Source organism: Streptomyces sp. MMS24-W38 (assembly GCF_059889265.1).
Genome location: NZ_JCBCPP010000001.1, coordinates 1,303,374 through 1,319,943, shown reverse-complemented (window position 1 = coordinate 1,319,943; position 16,570 = coordinate 1,303,374). Strand labels below are relative to the sequence as shown.

At 70.0% G+C, this 16,570-nt stretch carries 11 protein-coding genes; 7 read left to right on the top strand and 4 right to left on the bottom strand.

Annotation, left to right across the window (positions count from 1 at the left end):
- The first annotated feature begins 192 nt into the window (after nucleotides 1-192).
- The 3 genes from AC6F7H_RS04690 to hflX all read left to right on the top strand — a co-directional run bounded on the left by AC6F7H_RS04690 (nucleotide 193) and on the right by hflX (nucleotide 5,777).
- Complete coding sequence (locus AC6F7H_RS04690) at nucleotides 193-2,355, top strand: RelA/SpoT family protein (protein WP_500755397.1); 2,163 nt, start codon at nucleotides 193-195, stop codon at nucleotides 2,353-2,355.
- A gap of 151 nt (nucleotides 2,356-2,506) precedes the next feature.
- A complete protein-coding gene (locus AC6F7H_RS04685) occupies nucleotides 2,507-4,141 on the top strand; it encodes a M1 family metallopeptidase (RefSeq protein WP_500755395.1) in 1,635 nt (544 codons plus the stop codon).
- A gap of 139 nt (nucleotides 4,142-4,280) precedes the next feature.
- A complete protein-coding gene (gene hflX, locus AC6F7H_RS04680) occupies nucleotides 4,281-5,777 on the top strand; it encodes a GTPase HflX (protein ID WP_500755393.1) in 1,497 nt (498 codons plus the stop codon).
- Nucleotides 5,778-5,846: 69 nt separating this feature from the next.
- Here hflX and AC6F7H_RS04675 read toward each other — a convergent pair whose 3' ends face one another.
- Both AC6F7H_RS04675 and AC6F7H_RS04670 read right to left on the bottom strand, forming a co-directional pair.
- Nucleotides 5,847-5,987 (bottom strand): hypothetical protein, encoded by a 141-nt coding sequence (locus tag AC6F7H_RS04675; protein ID WP_500755392.1) that lies wholly within the window; start codon nucleotides 5,985-5,987, stop codon nucleotides 5,847-5,849.
- Between the two features lie 232 nt (nucleotides 5,988-6,219).
- The gene (locus AC6F7H_RS04670) at nucleotides 6,220-7,440 is read right to left on the bottom strand and encodes a trypsin-like serine peptidase (protein ID WP_500755390.1); all 1,221 of its coding nucleotides are present in this window, start codon (nucleotides 7,438-7,440) and stop codon (nucleotides 6,220-6,222) included.
- Nucleotides 7,441-7,804: 364 nt separating this feature from the next.
- Between AC6F7H_RS04670 and AC6F7H_RS04665 the strand changes: the two genes are divergently transcribed.
- Nucleotides 7,805-9,829 carry an ATP-dependent DNA helicase gene (locus tag AC6F7H_RS04665; protein WP_500755388.1) on the top strand — a complete coding sequence of 675 codons (2,025 nt, stop codon included), beginning with the start codon at nucleotides 7,805-7,807 and terminating at the stop codon, nucleotides 9,827-9,829.
- A 122-nt stretch (nucleotides 9,830-9,951) separates the two neighbouring features.
- Here AC6F7H_RS04665 and lexA read toward each other — a convergent pair whose 3' ends face one another.
- Nucleotides 9,952-10,731, bottom strand: a complete 780-nt coding sequence (gene lexA / locus AC6F7H_RS04660; protein ID WP_500755387.1) for a transcriptional repressor LexA — start codon at nucleotides 10,729-10,731, stop codon at nucleotides 9,952-9,954.
- Nucleotides 10,732-11,399: 668 nt separating this feature from the next.
- Between lexA and nrdR the strand changes: the two genes are divergently transcribed.
- Both nrdR and AC6F7H_RS04650 read left to right on the top strand, forming a co-directional pair.
- Nucleotides 11,400-11,957, top strand: a complete 558-nt coding sequence (gene nrdR / locus AC6F7H_RS04655; RefSeq protein WP_500755386.1) for a transcriptional regulator NrdR — start codon at nucleotides 11,400-11,402, stop codon at nucleotides 11,955-11,957.
- A gap of 162 nt (nucleotides 11,958-12,119) precedes the next feature.
- A complete protein-coding gene (locus tag AC6F7H_RS04650; protein ID WP_500755385.1) occupies nucleotides 12,120-15,017 on the top strand; it encodes a vitamin B12-dependent ribonucleotide reductase in 2,898 nt (965 codons plus the stop codon).
- A 159-nt stretch (nucleotides 15,018-15,176) separates the two neighbouring features.
- Here AC6F7H_RS04650 and AC6F7H_RS04645 read toward each other — a convergent pair whose 3' ends face one another.
- A complete protein-coding gene (locus tag AC6F7H_RS04645; protein ID WP_500755384.1) occupies nucleotides 15,177-15,710 on the bottom strand; it encodes a TerD family protein in 534 nt (177 codons plus the stop codon).
- Between the two features lie 158 nt (nucleotides 15,711-15,868).
- Here AC6F7H_RS04645 and AC6F7H_RS04640 point away from each other — a divergent pair, with 158 nt between their 5' ends.
- Nucleotides 15,869-16,474 carry a YdbC family protein gene (locus tag AC6F7H_RS04640; protein WP_500755383.1) on the top strand — a complete coding sequence of 202 codons (606 nt, stop codon included), beginning with the start codon at nucleotides 15,869-15,871 and terminating at the stop codon, nucleotides 16,472-16,474.
- The last annotated feature ends 96 nt before the right edge of the window (nucleotides 16,475-16,570 follow it).

Here is a 16,570-nt window from a genome sequence, read left to right as displayed (position 1 = left end):
GCGTGAAACCGCCGAAGTGCCGGGCTTCGCTCGATGGGGTGATCCGTTTCACGCTCGGCGGGAGGCGGTCGGTCACACGTGTTGGGGTCGGTAGCATCAAGCACCGGCCCGGACGGGGGACGAACGCCGTCCCCTGAGCCCGAGTCCGCCCTGGGGCACACCGTCCGCCGGTCAACGCAGCCGGAGGTGCCCATGAACGGGGAGGCCGTGAATCCTGCGAGCCCAGGTCCTGCGACATCGGGTCATGTCGCGCCCACAGGGGCCCGCAGGAAGGCCCGCCCCCGGCTCGACCTGCGCCGACTGGGCCGTGCCGCACTGCTCGGCCCCGCCTCCCGCGACAGGCTCCCCGACGCCATCGGCCATGTGGTCGACGCCCATCGCGCCCACCATCCCGACGCCGGTCTCGAACCCTTGCGCCGGGCCTATCTCCTGGCCGAGTCCTCGCACCGCGGCCAGATGCGCAAGAGCGGCGAGCCGTACATCACCCACCCGCTCGCCGTGACCCTGATTCTCGCCGAACTCGGCGCCGAGACCACGACCTTGACGGCATCCCTGCTCCACGACACCGTCGAGGACACGGAGGTGACGCTCGATCAGGTCCGTGAGCAGTTCGGTGAGGAGGTGAGCTACCTCGTCGACGGTGTCACCAAGCTGGAGAAGGTCGACTACGGCGCCGCGGCCGAGCCCGAGACCTTCCGCAAGATGCTTGTCGCCACCGGCAACGACGTCCGCGTGATGTCGATCAAACTCGCCGACCGGCTGCACAACATGCGCACCCTCGGCGTCATGCGTCCCGCGAAACAGGAGCGCATCGCCAAGGTGACCCGGGACATCCTCATCCCCCTCGCCGAGCGGCTCGGGGTCCAGGCGCTCAAGACGGAACTCGAGGACCTGGTCTTCGCGATCCTGCACCCCGAGGAGAACGAGCACACGCGCGAGTTGATCCTCCGCAACGCCTCCCGCGCGGACGACCCGCTCGCCGAGGTGGCCGACGAGGTGCGCAAGGTGCTGCGCGAGGCGGACATCCCCGCCGAGGTCCGCATCCGCCCCCGTCACTTCGTCTCCGTGCACCGGGTGTCCCGCAAACGCGGTCGGCTGCGCGGCGCCGACTTCGGCCGTCTGCTGGTGCTGGTGAACGAGGACGCCGACTGCTACGGGGTCCTGGGCGAGCTGCACACCTGCCTGACGCCGGTGGTCTCGGAGTTCAAGGACTTCATCGCCGTACCCAAGTTCAACCTGTACCAGTCGCTGCACACCGCGGTCGCCCGGGGCGACGGCCAGGTCGTCGAAGTCCTCATCCGGACCCACCAGATGCACAAGGTCGCCGAGGCCGGTGTCGTCGCCCTGGGCAACCCGTACGCCGCCCCGGCCGAGGAGCAGTCCGCGAGCGACGGCGAGCGCGTCGACCCGACCAGGCCCGGCTGGCTCTCCCGGCTCCTGGAGTGGCAGCGCGGCGCACCCGACCCCGACACCTTCTGGTCGACCCTGCGCGAGGACCTCGCCCAGGACCGCGAGATCACCGTGTTCCGCCCCGACGGCGGCACGATCGGCCTGCCCGACGGGGCGACCTGCGTGGACGCCGCGTACGCGCAGTACGGGGAGGACGCGCACGCGTGCATCGGCGCCCGCGTCAACGGCCGTCTGGCGACGCTGAGCACCACCCTGAAGGACGGTGACACCGTCCAGCTCCTGATGGGGCAGGACCCCGCCTCCGAGCCCTCCAGACAGTGGCTGGAACACGCCCACACGCCCGCCGCGCGGATCGCCATTCAGCGCTGGCTGACCGCCCACCCCGAGCGGAGCGACCCGTCGGCCGCCAGGCCCGAGGAAGCCCGGTGGGCTCCCCGCCCCGCCGACGAGCCCGCCGCCCAGGCGCCCGGGGTGGTGCCCGGTTCCTCCACCGGTGCCCAGGTCCTGGCCGACCGGCCCGGCGCGACCGTACGGCTGGCCGGCTGCTGTACGCCCGTGCCGCCCGACGCGGTGACCGGCTTCGCCGTGCGCGGGGGAGCGGTCACCGTGCACCGGGTCGAGTGCGCCGCCGTGGCGCGGATGAAGAACGCGGGGCGCGCGGGGGTCGGCGTGCACTGGGGGGAGGGAGCCGAATGCCGGGTCACGCTCGTCGCCGAATCGTTCGTCCGGCCTCACCTGCTCGCGGACCTCACCGAGGCCATGGCCCTCGAAGGCGCCGAGATCGTCTCCGCGACCGTCGAACCCCCGACCCATCAGCAGGTGCGGCACACGTACACCGTGCAGCTGCCCGACGCCGCACACCTGCCCGCCCTCATGCGCGCGATGCGCAACGTGGCCGGTGTGTACGACGTGAGCCGGGCCAAGCCGCAGACCCAGGGCACCTGACGGCACACGCGCGTGCGGGGCACCGCCCGGCCGTGAGCGCCTGCCGCGCGGCGGGCCCACCGTCCGAATGCCCCTCCGCCGGCCCACCCGATCGGGTGGGCCGGGAGCGCGCCGTCGCCGAGGCGCCCGCGCGCGCTGGTAGCCGTGGGCCATGCTGCTCACTCCCCACGGCCCGACCGCTCCCGGTCAGGCATCCGACCATCCGGCATCCGACCGCCCGGCCGTCCCCGGTCCGTCCGCCCACGGCGCGACCGCCCGCGCGGTGGTTCCTCGTGGCCGTCGACGGCGGACCTCCGCCGCGCTGCTCGCCTCGGCCGTCTCCGTCTGCCTCCTCGCCGCGAGCGCCCCGGCCACGCCGCTGGGCATCGGCGACCGCCTCTTCCCGCACCTGGGCAACCCCGGATACGACGTGGCGTCGTACGACCTCGCCCTCAACTACCCCGGAACCAACGACGAGGCGCTCCGGGCCACCACGACGATCGTCGCCCGGCTGACCGCGGACCTGGACCGGATCAACCTCGACTTCGCCCACGGCACGGTCCGGTCGGTCGAGGTCGACGGGGTCCCGGCCGCCTTCACCACCGCCGGGGAGGATCTCGTGATCATGCCCGAGGGCGGTCTGGAGGCGGGCGAACGGATCCGCATCACGGTGCGGCACACCAGCGATCCGGTGCCGGCCGAGGGCCGCGACGGCGGCTGGGTGCGCACCGCGGACGGCCTCGCCATGGCCAACCAGGCCGACGCCGCGCACCTGGTGTTCCCGTGCAACGACCACCCGTCCGACAAGGCGATGTTCACCTTCCGCATCACCGCCCCCGAGGGGCACACGGCCGTCGCCAACGGTGTGCCGGCCGGTGTCGACCGCACACGCGGAGCGACCACCTGGACGTACCGCACCCGGCACCCCATGGCCACCGAACTCGCCCAGGTGTCCATCGGCCGCTCCACGGTCCTGCACCGCACCGGCCCGCAGGGGCTGCCGCTGCGCGACGTCGTCCCCGCGAAGCACCGCGAGAAGCTCGAACCGTGGCTGGCGAAGACCCCCGACCAGATCGCCTGGATGGAGGCCAGGGTCGGCCGCTACCCCTTCGAGACGTACGGCCTGCTCCTGGCCGACGCCTCCACCGGCTTCGCACTCGAGACCCAGACGCTGTCCCTCTTCGAGAGGGATTTCTTCACCGAGTCCGGCTTCCCCGCGTGGTACATCGAGTCGATCATGATGCACGAGCTCGCCCACCAGTGGTTCGGCAACAGCGTCAGTCCTCGCGCCTGGTCCGATCTGTGGCTCGGCGAGGGCCACGCCACCTGGTACGAGGCGCTGTACGCACAGGAGAAGTCCGGCCCGTCCCTCGACGCCCGGATGAAGGCCGCCTACGAGGCCTCCGACCACTGGCGCGCGACGGGCGGGCCCCCCGCCGCACCCAAGGCCCCGGAACCCGGTCAGAAGATCAGCATCTTCAGGCCGAGCGTCTACGCCGGAGCCGCACTCGTGCTGTACGCCCTGCGCGAGGAGATCGGCCGCACCACCTTCGAACGCCTGGAACGTCTCTGGGTGACCCACCACCGGAACGGCACGGCCACCACCGCCGACTTCGTCCGGCTCGCCTCCGACGTCGCGGGACGGGACCTGACGGAATTCCTGGAGCCCTGGCTCTACGACTCCAAGACCCCGCCGATGCCCGGACACCCGGACTGGAAGTCCACGACCGAGCCTGGCGCCCCGTCCACGAGACCGCTCGCGCCGGTCGAGCATCGACCGGGTGGGAACCGGGAACAAACACGATGACGAGACGCCCCGTGCCGTGTCACCATCGTCAGGTCGCCGCGGCACGGGCGACGGGAATCTCCCGGCGGGCTCGTGCGTTGTGAAGTGTGACGGCCGTATTCCGTCGCCACCTGCGACATCCCATCGACGTAAGGACCCAATGACCTCCTCTTCTTCCCCTTCCCAGGACACCAAGCGCCTCGCGCAGACCTACCCCGAGGGCCTCCGGGCCGATGCCCTGATGGAAGCGGACGTCGCCTGGAGCCTCGAGATCGACGGAGAGCGGGACGGCGACCAGTTCGACCGCTCCGAGCGTGCGGCCCTGCGCCGCGTCGCAGGCCTCTCCACCGAGCTCGAGGACGTCACCGAGGTCGAGTACCGACAGCTCCGTCTGGAGCGGGTCGTGCTCGTCGGCGTGTGGACATCGGGAACCGTGCAGGACGCCGAGAACTCCCTCGCGGAGCTCGCGGCCCTGGCGGAGACGGCGGGCGCCCTTGTACTCGACGGCATGATCCAGCGCCGGGACAAACCCGACGCGGCGACCTACATCGGCTCCGGCAAGGCCGAGGAGCTGCGTGACATCGTCCTCGAGACGGGCGCCGACACAGTCGTCTGCGACGGTGAGCTGAGCCCCGGCCAGCTGATCCACCTCGAGGACGTCGTCAAGGTCAAGGTCGTCGACCGTACGGCCCTGATCCTGGACATCTTCGCCCAGCACGCCAAGTCCCGAGAGGGCAAGGCGCAGGTCGCGCTCGCGCAGATGCAGTACATGCTGCCGAGGCTGCGCGGCTGGGGTCAGTCGCTGTCCCGGCAGATGGGCGGCGGCAAGGGCGGCGGGCTCGCCACCCGTGGCCCCGGTGAGACCAAGATCGAGACCGATCGGCGCCGGATCCGCGAGAAGATGGCGAAGATGCGCCGGGAGATCGCGGAGATGAAGACCGGCCGCGACATCAAGCGCCAGGAACGCCGGCGCAACAAGGTGCCGTCCGTCGCCATCGCGGGCTACACCAACGCGGGCAAGTCCTCGCTGCTCAACCGCCTCACGGGCGCGGGCGTACTGGTCGAGAACGCCCTGTTCGCGACCCTCGACCCGACCGTGCGCCGGGCCGAGACACCGAGCGGACGGCTGTACACGCTGGCCGACACCGTCGGTTTCGTCCGGCATCTGCCGCACCATCTGGTCGAGGCGTTCCGCTCCACCATGGAGGAGGTCGGCGACGCCGATCTGATCCTGCACGTGGTGGACGGCTCGCATCCCGTTCCGGAGGAGCAGCTGGCTGCCGTGCGCGAGGTGATCAGGGACGTCGGTGCCACCGACGTACCCGAGATCGTCGTGATCAACAAGGCCGACGCGGCCGACCCGCTGACACTCCAGCGGCTGCTGCGGACGGAGAAGCGCTCCATCGCGGTCTCGGCCCGCACCGGTCAGGGCATCGAGGAACTGCTCGCCTTCATCGACGACGAGCTGCCCCGCCCGGCGGTGGAGATCGAGGCGCTCGTGCCGTACACGCACGGCAAGCTGGTCGCCCGCGCCCATGACGAGGGCGAGGTGATCTCCGAGGAACACACCCCGGAGGGCACCCTGCTCAAGGTGCGGGTGCATGAGGAACTGGCGGCGGAACTCACGCCGCACCTGCTCACGTCGGCCGCTCACTGAGCCGGCGGCCCGCAGCGACGCGACGGCCCGCTCCCTGCTCCGGCAGGGGCGGGCCGTCGGCGTGTGCGGTCACCGGCCGCCGTCCTTCCACCCGTCGACGTCGATCCCGTGCTTCTCGAGCCTGTCGGTGATGTCAGCGATGTCGGTGTTGTCGGCCGGGACCTTGGTGTTGTCGGCGTCGCCGTCGGCGGCACGTGAGGTGGCCGGCACCGGGCTGCCCGGCGTTCGCCTTGTCGTCCGCGGAACCGCCGCACGCGGTCGCGGTGAGGGCCAGGGTGACGACGAGCCCGGTGGCGGGGAGGACTCCGCGATGCAGGGGCCGTCGTGGCACGGACATACGCGTGGAACGCATGGTGCGAGACCCCCGCTGGACCCCATGAATGCCCTGCTGGACATGTGCCCGTTCCCGGGTGCGCGGAGCACGCGGGAACGGGCACATCGGTCACTGTCCGGCGAACTTGTCGCTGACCGCGTCGTAGACGCCCTTGGCCTCGTCGCCCAGCCGGGGACCGGCCAGCCAGCCCGAGGTCACCGGGCCGATGGAGGTGTTGGACACCAGAGCGGGCTTGCCGTCCGAGCCCGCCGCGACCCAGCCGCCACCGGACGAACCGGCCGTCATGCTGCACCCGATCCGGTACATCGTCGGCTCGGACGTGTTGAGCGAGAGCCGGCCCGGCCGGTCCTCGCAGCTGAACAGCTTCTGGCCGTCGTACGGGGCTCCGGCCGGGTAACCGGTCGCGGTCACGCTCTCCGTGTCGGGCACCGCCGGAGCGTTGAAGTCCACCGGCAGCGCCGAACCGACCGTCTCCTCCAGCGACTTGCCGTCACCGCCCTTCTCCGGCGTCACATGGATGACCGCGAAGTCGTACGAGGCGCCGTCGCCACCGGTCGAACCGCCCTGCTCGATCCACTGGTCGGAGGTCTGCGCCCAGTCACCCCACCAGACGCCGTACGGAGCGACCTCCTCCTGGGCGGCGCCCTCGAGTTCCGCCGTCGGCTTGCCCGCGTCGTTGTACGACGGCACGAAAGCGATGTTGCGGTACCAGCCGCCCTTCTTGCCGGCGTGCACACAGTGGCCGGCCGTCCACACCATGTTGGACTTGCCAGGATTCGCGGGGTCCTGCACCACGGTGGCGGAGCACACCATGGTGCCCTCCGGGGAGTCGAAGAACACCTTGCCGGACGTGGGAGCGCTGGCGTGGTAGGAAGGCGGCACGGCCTGCGCCTGCACCGGCTCCGGCGTCGGGTCGGTCACGCCCTGGTCACCGGAGATGTCGCTCTCGTCGATCTCCTGCTCCGGCTCCTCCGCTTCCCGCATGCGGTCCGGGTCCCACAGGTCCTCGATGATCGGGTTGATGTAGTCGTTGGCCTCACGCAGCCAGTCGTCCCTGTCCCAGTTCTTCCACTCGCCGTTCCGCCACTTGTCGACATCGATCCCGTGCTCCTTGAGCCGGTCCTTGATGTCGTCCGGGATCGTGATCTTGCCGTCGCCGGCCGCGGCGGTCGCGGCGGCGTCGCCGCCCGCGGTGTCGTCACTCGAACCGCAGGCGGTCGCCGTGAGCGCGAGCACCGAGGCGAGCGCGACGGCGGTCAGCACGGGGGAGGTTCCGCGGCGCGCCCTCCCGCCTCGGCGAGTGGTGGACGACGGCCGTATGGATCGCATGATCTGACTCCCCCTGCTGTGGACGAACGTGGTGCTTCGGCCGTGCCCACATCCTGGACTCGAACGGAGTCCGGAGCGAACACACGACCACCGGGAACGGCACCACACACTATGCGCTCGCCGTGGGGGACGACCGACGGAACGGCAACGGTTTCGCTACGAGCGTTCCGACCCGGACGGTCTCCGGACCCCACCACTGTGACGCCTTACCGGACACGGCCTGTCGCCCCTCGTGCGATGAGCAACGACCGCCGGGCCCGCCGGACTTCGCGGTGGGACGGGCTCCGCCGGCCCGGCGTCGGCACCTCCCCCGGCGGTCACGGAGGGCATGATTGTCGGTGCCGGGCCGTAGGGTGGTCGCGCTATGACGAAGCCCTCACTCCCTGAACTCCTGCACGCCGCCGTCACCGCCGTCGGCGGCACGGAGCGCCCCGGCCAGGTGACCATGGCCGAAGCCGTCGCCGAAGCGATCGACGACGCCTCCCATCTGCTGGTCCAGGCCGGCACCGGCACCGGAAAGTCGCTCGGCTATCTGGTGCCGGTGCTCGCCCAGGGGGAGAGAGTCGTCGTGGCGACGGCGACGCTGGCCCTGCAGCGCCAGCTCGTGGAGCGCGACCTTCCGCGCGCGGTGGAGGCGTTGCACCCACTGCTGCGCCGCCGCCCGGAGTTCGCGATGCTCAAGGGCCGGTCCAACTACCTGTGTCTGCACCGTCTCCACGAAGGCGTACCGCAGGACGAGGAGGAGGGCCTCTTCGACCAGTTCGAGGCGGCCGCCCCCAGCAGCAAGCTGGGCCAGGACCTGCTGCGCCTGCGTGACTGGGCGGACGAGACGGAGACCGGCGACCGGGACAACCTCACGCCGGGCGTCTCCGACCGGGCCTGGTCCCAGGTGTCGGTGTCGTCCCGGGAGTGCCTGGGCGCCACGAAGTGCGCCTACGGCGCGGAGTGCTTCGCGGAGATGGCCCGTGAACGGGCCAAACTGGCCGAGGTCGTCGTCACCAACCACGCGCTCCTCGCGATCGACGCGATCGAGGGCGCTCCGGTGCTTCCGCAGCACGAGGTGCTGATCGTCGACGAGGCCCATGAACTGGTCTCCCGGGTCACCGGGGTCGCCACGGGGGAACTCACCCCCGGCCAGGTCAACCGGGCGGTGCGCCGTGCTGCGAAACTCGCCGATGAGAAGGCCGCCGACCAGCTGCAGACCGCGGCCGAAGGCTTTGAACGAGTGATGGAACTGGCTCTCCCGGGTCGCCTGGAGGAGATCCCGGAGGACCTCGGATACGCGCTCATGGCGCTGCGCGACGCGTGCCGGACCGTCATCTCCGCGATCGGGGGCACCCGCGACAAGTCCGTCCAGGACGAGGACGCGGTCCGCAAACAGGCGCTGGCCTCGGTGGAGAGCGTGCACGACGTGGCGGAGCGGATCACCAACGGCTCCGAATGGGACGTCGTCTGGTACGAGCGCCACGAGCCCCGCGGCGGAGCCGCATACCGGCACAGCGGCGCCTCTTTGCGCGTCGCCCCCATGTCCGTCTCCGGTCTGCTGCGCGAAAAGCTCTTCACCGACCGCTCCGTCGTCCTGACGTCCGCGACCCTGAAACTGGGCGGCGACTTCAACGGCGTGGGAGCCTCCCTGGGACTCGGCCCCGAGGGCGCCGAAGGAGACGACCTGCCGCGGTGGAAGGGCGTCGACGTCGGCTCTCCGTTCGACTACCCCAGGCAGGGCATCCTCTACGTCGCGAAGCACCTGGCGCGCCCGGCCCGTGACGGCGACCGCGCGGACATGCTCGACGAACTCACCGAGCTGATCCAGGCGGCGGGCGGCCGCACGCTGGGCCTGTTCTCCTCGATGCGGGCCGCCCAGCTCGCCGCGGAGGAACTGCGCTCCCGGATCCCGGAGTTCCCGATTCTCCTTCAGGGCGAGGAGACGCTCGGCGAACTGATCAAGAACTTCGCGGCCGACCCGAAGACCTGCCTGTTCGGCACGTTGTCGCTCTGGCAGGGTGTCGACGTCCCAGGCCCCAGTTGCCAACTGGTCGTCATGGACAAGATCCCGTTCCCGCGCCCGGACGACCCGTTGATGAGCGCCCGCCAGAAGGCCGTGGAGGACGCGGGCGGCAACGGCTTCATGGCGGTCGCCGCCACCCACGCGGCGCTGCTCATGGCGCAGGGTGCCGGCCGTCTCGTTCGGGCCACGGGCGACCGCGGTGTGGTCGCCGTACTGGATCAGCGGCTGGCGACGGCCCGCTACGGAACCTATCTGAAGGCCTCGCTGCCCGACTTCTGGTTCACCACGGACCGGAACCAGGCGAGGAAATCCCTGGCCGCGATCGACGCGGCGGCGAAGCGGGCCGAGACCGGGGCGGAAGCACCGGTGGAGACGGAGTGACGGCGGGGCGGCCTGTCACGGATCGCGGCCACGAAGCCGGACAGCACAGGACCCCGGAACCGGCGCAGGGGTCCCGGGGCCCAGTCGGAGGGCGGGGCCGGACCGGCCGCCCCGCACCGAACTCAGACGCGGCGCAGGACGGCCACCACCTTGCCCAGGATGGTCGCGTCGTCGCCCGGGATCGGCTCGTAGGCCGCGTTGTGCGGGAGGAGCCAGACGTGGCCGTCCTCGCGCTTGAAGCGTTTGACGGTGGCCTCGCCGTCGAGCATCGCCGCCACGATGTCACCGTTCTCGGCGACGGGCTGGCGTCGGACCGTGACCCAGTCGCCGTCACAGATCGCGGCCTCGATCATGGAGTCGCCGATCACCTTCAGGACGAACAGCTCGCCGTCACCCACGAGTTGCCGGGGGAGAGGGAAGACGTCCTCGACTGACTCCTCGGCGAGGATGGGGCCACCGGCGGCGATACGGCCCACCAGGGGTACGTACGACGCGGCCGGCTTGCCCGCGGTGTCCGTGGGCTGCACGGAGGTGACCTGGTCGGAGCCGCGCACCTCGTAGGCGCGGGGGCGGTGCGGGTCGCGACGCAGGAACCCCTTGCGCTCCAGAGCCATCAGCTGGTGCGCCACGGATGACGTGCTGGAGAGGCCGACCGCCTGGCCGATCTCACGCATCGACGGCGGGTAGCCGCGGCGCTGCACCGAGTCCCTGATGACTTCGATCACCCGGCGCTGGCGGTCGGTGAGTCCGGAGCTGTCCGCCCGGATGCCAGGAGGTCGGCCCGGCAAGGAGCGCTTAGGTCCCTCAGGATGCGTGGCTTCGCTCATCGCATGCACCGGCTCGAGCCGGCCCTGGGAGCGGTCCTGGGCAGCGATGCTGGCGCTGTCGGCGGTGGTGGTCACGTCGGCCCCTCTCGATGGTCTCCCTGCAGGACAACGGTAGTAGCTTTCGAAAGGTTGCGCCAAACACACGTTCGAGTGAAAAATCGCGAATTACGTTATGCGATTGCGTGCTGCGGTGTATTGGCGGCGACGCTTCCGTCGGGCAAGCGCGCCCATGATGTGCTTCTCGCCGCCGAGGTGACGGCCTCCTGGTCGTCGGGCCAGTCTGCCACCGGGTGTCTCGCGGCACGGGGGTGGCCCCGGCTCTCTTCGAGAGCCGCACGCGCCTTCCTTTCCGTGCGCACGGCATCTCCCCATGCGCTGCGGCGGCACCCGGCTGCGAACCTCGGCGACGGGGAAGGCGTCCCGCGCGGGGGCCCGCCGAAGGTCCCGCGGGTCTGCGGTGAGGCGCCCGTACAGGGCCGTCAAGGGGGTCGCGTGGAGGCCGTGCGGGCGCCTGGAAGAGGCCTCGGGCAGGTGTCGGCTGCCCGGATTCGCGTGACACGCGTGCTGGAGTGCATGTATGAGCCAATCCCCCACATCTAGTGGTTGGATTGCACTCGCTACCCAGAAGTTGTGGTCCCCCGGGTCTTGAGGCCCTCGGAGATCGCTTATGCTGGAGCAGCTTCGTGGGGCCGTACAGGCCTTGTGAGGCCATGGAGTCTGCTGTGAGGGAGGGTTGGGATTTCATGCATTGCCCCTTCTGCAGGCACTCCGACAGCCGGGTCGTCGACAGTCGTACGACCGACGACGGCACGTCGATCCGCAGGCGCCGCCAGTGCCCTGACTGCTCCCGTCGCTTCACGACCGTGGAGACGTGCTCGCTCATGGTGGTCAAGCGGTCCGGGGTCACCGAGCCGTTCAGCCGCACCAAGGTCATCAACGGTGTGCGCAAGGCGTGCCAGGGGCGTCCCGTCACCGAGGACGCGCTCGCGCAGCTCGGCCAGCGTGTCGAAGAGGCGGTGCGGGCCACCGGGAGTGCCGAGCTGACCACCCATGACGTGGGGCTGGCCATACTCGGCCCGCTGCAGGAACTCGACCTCGTCGCCTATCTGCGGTTCGCGTCCGTCTACCGGGCGTTCGAGTCGTTGGAGGACTTCGAGGCCGCGATCGCGGAACTCAGGCAGGCGGGGCACTCCGGCGCGGACGACGGAGACCGTGAAGGGGTTGTCGTGGGGAGCCAGGAAGACGGCAGCGGGTCCGGAGGGGCTGCCCAGGTCCCGGAACCCGCTCCGGCCGCCGACTGACCGGCGGTCCCCGCCCGGCCGAGGGCCGGGTGCGGCCGGACGGCGGCGACGAGAAGATCTGTTGCGGGTGATGCCAGTGGGGCGCCCGCAGCGTTGGACAAACACCGTGCCACGGGAACATCGGGGCACTTCAGGGCGTTTTTGCCCGTACAGGGAGGCGGCATGACAGAGACGGCGAGCGGTCCGACACGGAGTTCCCGGGCCAAGAGCACCAAGGCCGGCAAGGGACTGCGTGTCGAGCGCATCCACACCACTCCCGGGGTCCACCCTTACGACGAGGTGGTCTGGGAGCGCCGTGACGTCGTCATGACCAACTGGCGCGACGGCTCGGTCAACTTCGAGCAGCGCGGCGTCGAGTTCCCCGAGTTCTGGTCGGTGAACGCGGTCAACATCGTCACCAGCAAGTACTTCCGCGGTGCCGTGGGCACCCCGCAGCGTGAGACCAGTCTCAAGCAGCTGATCGACCGCATCGTGAAGACGTACCGGAAGGCGGGCGAGGACCACAAGTACTTCGCGTCGCCCGCCGACGCCGAGATCTTCGAGCACGAGCTGGCCTACGCCCTTCTGCACCAGATCTTCAGCTTCAACAGCCCTGTCTGGTTCAACGTCGGCACCAAGCAGCCCCAGCAGGTCTCCGCCTGCTTCATCCTGTCCGTCGACGACTCCATGGAGTCGATCCTCGACTGGTACAAGGAAGAGGGCATGATCTTCAAGGGCGGCTCCGGCGCCGGCCTGAACCTCTCCCGCATCCGCTCCTCCAAGGAACTGCTGTCCTCCGGAGGCAACGCCTCGGGTCCGGTCTCCTTCATGCGCGGCGCCGACGCGTCCGCCGGCACCATCAAGTCCGGCGGCGCCACCCGCCGGGCCGCCAAGATGGTCGTTCTCGACGTGGACCACCCCGACATCGAGGGGTTCATCGAGACGAAGGTCAAGGAAGAGGAGAAGATCCGCGTCCTGCGCGACGCGGGCTTCGACATGGACCTGGGCGGCGACGACATCGCCTCCGTCCAGTACCAGAACGCCAACAACTCGGTCCGCGTGAACGACGAGTTCATGAACGCGGTCCAGCAGGGCGGCCAGTTCGGTCTCCGGGCCAGGATGACCGGTGAGGTCATCGAGGAGGTCGACGCCAAGGCGCTCTTCCGCAAGATCGCCGAGGCCGCCTGGGCCTGCGCCGACCCGGGCATCCAGTACGACGACACGATCAACAACTGGCACACCTGCCCCGAGTCCGGCCGGATCACCGCGTCGAACCCGTGCAGCGAGTACATGCACCTGGACAACACGTCCTGCAACCTGGCCTCGCTGAACCTGATGAAGTTCCTCAAGGACGACGGCAAGGGCACCCAGTCCTTCGAGACCGAGCGCTTCCAGAAGGTCGTCGAGCTGGTCATCACCGCGATGGACGTCTCGATCTGCTTCGCGGACTTCCCGACCCAGAAGATCGGCGAGAACACGCGCGCGTTCCGTCAACTCGGCATCGGCTACGCCAACCTCGGCGCCCTGCTGATGGCCACCGGCCACGCCTACGACTCGGACGGCGGCCGTGCCCTCGCGGGTGCGATCACCTCGCTGATGACCGGCACGGCCTACCGGCGTTCCGCGGAACTGGCCGCGGTGGTCGGCCCGTACGACGGCTACGCCCGTAACGCCGACGCCCACAAGCGCGTCATGAAGCAGCACTTCGACGCCAACGGCGCGGCCGTGCGCATGGACGACCTGGACAGCCCGGTGTGGGCCGCCGCCACCGAGGCGTGGCAGGACGTGGTGCGCCTCGGCGACAGGAACGGCTTCCGCAACTCCCAGGCGTCCGTGCTCGCCCCGACCGGCACCATCGGTCTGGCGATGTCCTGCGACACCACCGGTGTCGAACCCGACCTCGCCCTGGTCAAGTTCAAGAAGCTCGTCGGCGGCGGTTCGATGCAGATCGTCAACGGCACCGTTCCGCAGGCCCTGCGCCGCCTGGGCTACCAGGAGGAGCAGATCGAGGCGATCGTCGCCCACATCGCCGACCACGGCAATGTGATCGACGCCCCCGGTCTCAAGCACGAGCACTACGAGGTGTTCGACTGCGCCATGGGCGAGCGGGCCATCTCCCCCATGGGCCACGTCCGCATGATGGCCGCGATCCAGCCCTGGATCTCCGGCGCGATCTCCAAGACGGTCAACATGCCGGAGACGGCGACCGTCGAAGAGGTCGAGGAGATCTACTTCGAGGCCTGGAAGCTGGGCGTCAAGGCGCTCGCCATCTACCGCGACAACTGCAAGGTCGGTCAGCCCCTCTCCGCCAAGAAGAAGGACGAGAAGGCGGAGGTCACCGAGAAGGCCGAGGAGACGATCCGTGCCGCGGTCGAGAAGGTGGTCGAGTACCGCCCGGTCCGCAAGCGTCTCCCGAAGGGGCGTCCCGGCATCACCACCTCCTTCACCGTCGGCGGCGCCGAGGGCTACATGACGGCCAATTCCTACCCGGACGACGGACTCGGCGAGGTCTTCCTGAAGATGTCCAAGCAGGGCTCGACCCTCGCGGGCATGATGGACGCCTTCTCCATCGCGGTCTCCGTCGGCCTCCAGTACGGCGTCCCGCTGGAGACGTACGTCTCGAAGTTCACCAACATGCGTTTCGAGCCGGCCGGTATGACGGACGATCCGGACGTGCGGATGGCGCAGTCCATCGTCGACTACATCTTCCGCCGGCTGGCGCTGGACTTCCTGCCCTTCGAGACGCGCTCCGCGCTCGGCATCCACTCCGCCGAGGAGCGTCAGCGCCACCTCGAGACCGGCTCCTACGAGCAGTCCATCGACGATGCCGAACTCGACGTCGAGGGCCTGGCCCAGTCCGCGCCGCGGACCCAGGAGCTGAAGGCGGTCTCCACGCCGAAGGCCGAGGCCGAGGCGGCCAGGCCCGTCCCGCAGCAGGCGCACACCAGCGCCGAGCTGGTCGAGATGCAGCTGGGCATCCAGGCCGACGCTCCGCTCTGCTTCTCCTGCGGCACGAAGATGCAGCGGGCCGGCTCCTGCTACATCTGCGAGGGCTGCGGCTCGACCAGCGGGTGCAGCTGAGGCAGGGCCTGACACCGCCGGTACCGGTGCGTCCGGCCGGTGACTGAGCGGAAAAGACAGAGGAGTGGGGCACCAGCCCATGGGCTGGTGCCCCACTCCTCTGTCTTTTCCGCCGATGCTTGCCGAGCCCCCGGGCGACCGAGCCGCTGAGGGTTCGGGTCACGCCCGGCGGATCGCCCCCATCGCGCGGGTGAACGTCACCGGGTCGTCCGGGAAGCCCTCGACGCCGGGGTGGAGGTCCCATGCGCCGGAGTCGTCCCGGGTGAACTCGGCGACGACGGCCGCCGTGGCTCCGGGGACACCGCCGAAGTCGTCCTCGGCCAGGACGGTGTACCCCTGGCGGATGCGCAGACCGGGGCGAGCCACGCCGGAGAAGGTCCGCCGCGTCTGATGCTGCTGAATGACGACGCCGACCACCACGCGCGCGTACCGCGCGTCGAGCCGGTTCAGCTCCAGCGTCATGACCTCGTCGAAGCCGAAGCCCAAGCCGTCCTTGCTGTCCCGGTTCAGCGTGATGGTGCCGTCGGGGGAGCGGCTGTCGAAGTGCACCACATAGGAGGGATCGCCGTGTGGATCGCTTGCCGGGTAGGGCGCGGCGACGAGATCAAGATCGGTGGACGGTTGTCCCGCGGGACTCGGGTCCCACCTCAGCGCGATCTCGACCTTGTCGATGCCCTTGTTGACGCCGTTCACCCATTTCCCCTTCCCTGCGCGACCATCCTGCCCTTTCAGCCCAACTGCCGGGAGAATCCGGCAGGTTGTCCATCCTGTCATGCCCAGCCGGGTAAGTGCGGTGAAGCAGTCCGGACGAGGGTGACCGACGCCACGCTCCGCGGCCTTACGATGGCGCGGTGCTGGTCAAGTGGATTCGCTGCACCGTGGTGGACCGCCGGGGGTTCGAACGGGGACAGCGGAAGTGGGCGGGGCTTCTGGGGGAGCCGGGATTTCGTGGACAGGGCGGAGGGTGGAGCCGTGCACGGCAGGATGTGGCGCACATCTTCTCCTTCTGGGAGAGCCGTGCCTTCTACGACTCGTTCATGGCGCGTTCCCATGATCGGCTCGCCTCGGCTCAGGCGGGCACCTTCAAGGACGCCCAGGTCCGGCTCTTCGACCACCGCTTCGACGTGAAGACGGGCTTCGAACCGCGTTTCACGGACGTGGACCTGCTGAGAGTGGCGCTGTGTCGGGTCCACGAGGAGCGGGCGGAGCACTTCGTGCTGATGCACGAGAAGGTCTGGAACCCGGCGATGGCGGGCTCGCCCGGCATGGTCCGAGGTCTGTTCGGTGAGGCCCCCGGCAACGAGTTCCTGGTGCTGTCGATGTGGTGGTCGGCGGCCGAGCACGGCAAGTACCGCACCGAGCGCGTGGAACGCCTCGCACTGAGGGCGCAGACGGAGGCCGACATAGCGGCCCTGACGGGGGACGTCGTCGACATGGAGCCGGGCTGGACGGTCTGACGACCACGCGCACCGAGAGCGCCGCCCTTTGTGCGACGCATGTGAACCATGCGGCTTGTGTGCCCCGTGGGGTGCGGATCGCGGCGCTGTCCGTGG

What these genes read in the sequence shown, in the direction of transcription:
- AC6F7H_RS04650 (WP_500755385.1), top strand. Translation starts at nt 12,120, where the DNA reads ATGACAGAGACGGCGAGCGGTCCGACACGGAGTTCCCGGGCCAAGAGC.
- AC6F7H_RS04685 (WP_500755395.1), top strand. Translation starts at nt 2,507, where the DNA reads ATGCTGCTCACTCCCCACGGCCCGACCGCTCCCGGTCAGGCATCCGAC.
- hflX (WP_500755393.1), top strand. Translation starts at nt 4,281, where the DNA reads ATGACCTCCTCTTCTTCCCCTTCCCAGGACACCAAGCGCCTCGCGCAG.
- AC6F7H_RS04665 (WP_500755388.1), top strand. Translation starts at nt 7,805, where the DNA reads ATGACGAAGCCCTCACTCCCTGAACTCCTGCACGCCGCCGTCACCGCC.
- AC6F7H_RS04690 (WP_500755397.1), top strand. Translation starts at nt 193, where the DNA reads ATGAACGGGGAGGCCGTGAATCCTGCGAGCCCAGGTCCTGCGACATCG.
- nrdR (WP_500755386.1), top strand. Translation starts at nt 11,400, where the DNA reads ATGCATTGCCCCTTCTGCAGGCACTCCGACAGCCGGGTCGTCGACAGT.
- AC6F7H_RS04670 (WP_500755390.1), bottom strand. Translation starts at nt 7,440, where the DNA reads ATGCGATCCATACGGCCGTCGTCCACCACTCGCCGAGGCGGGAGGGCG.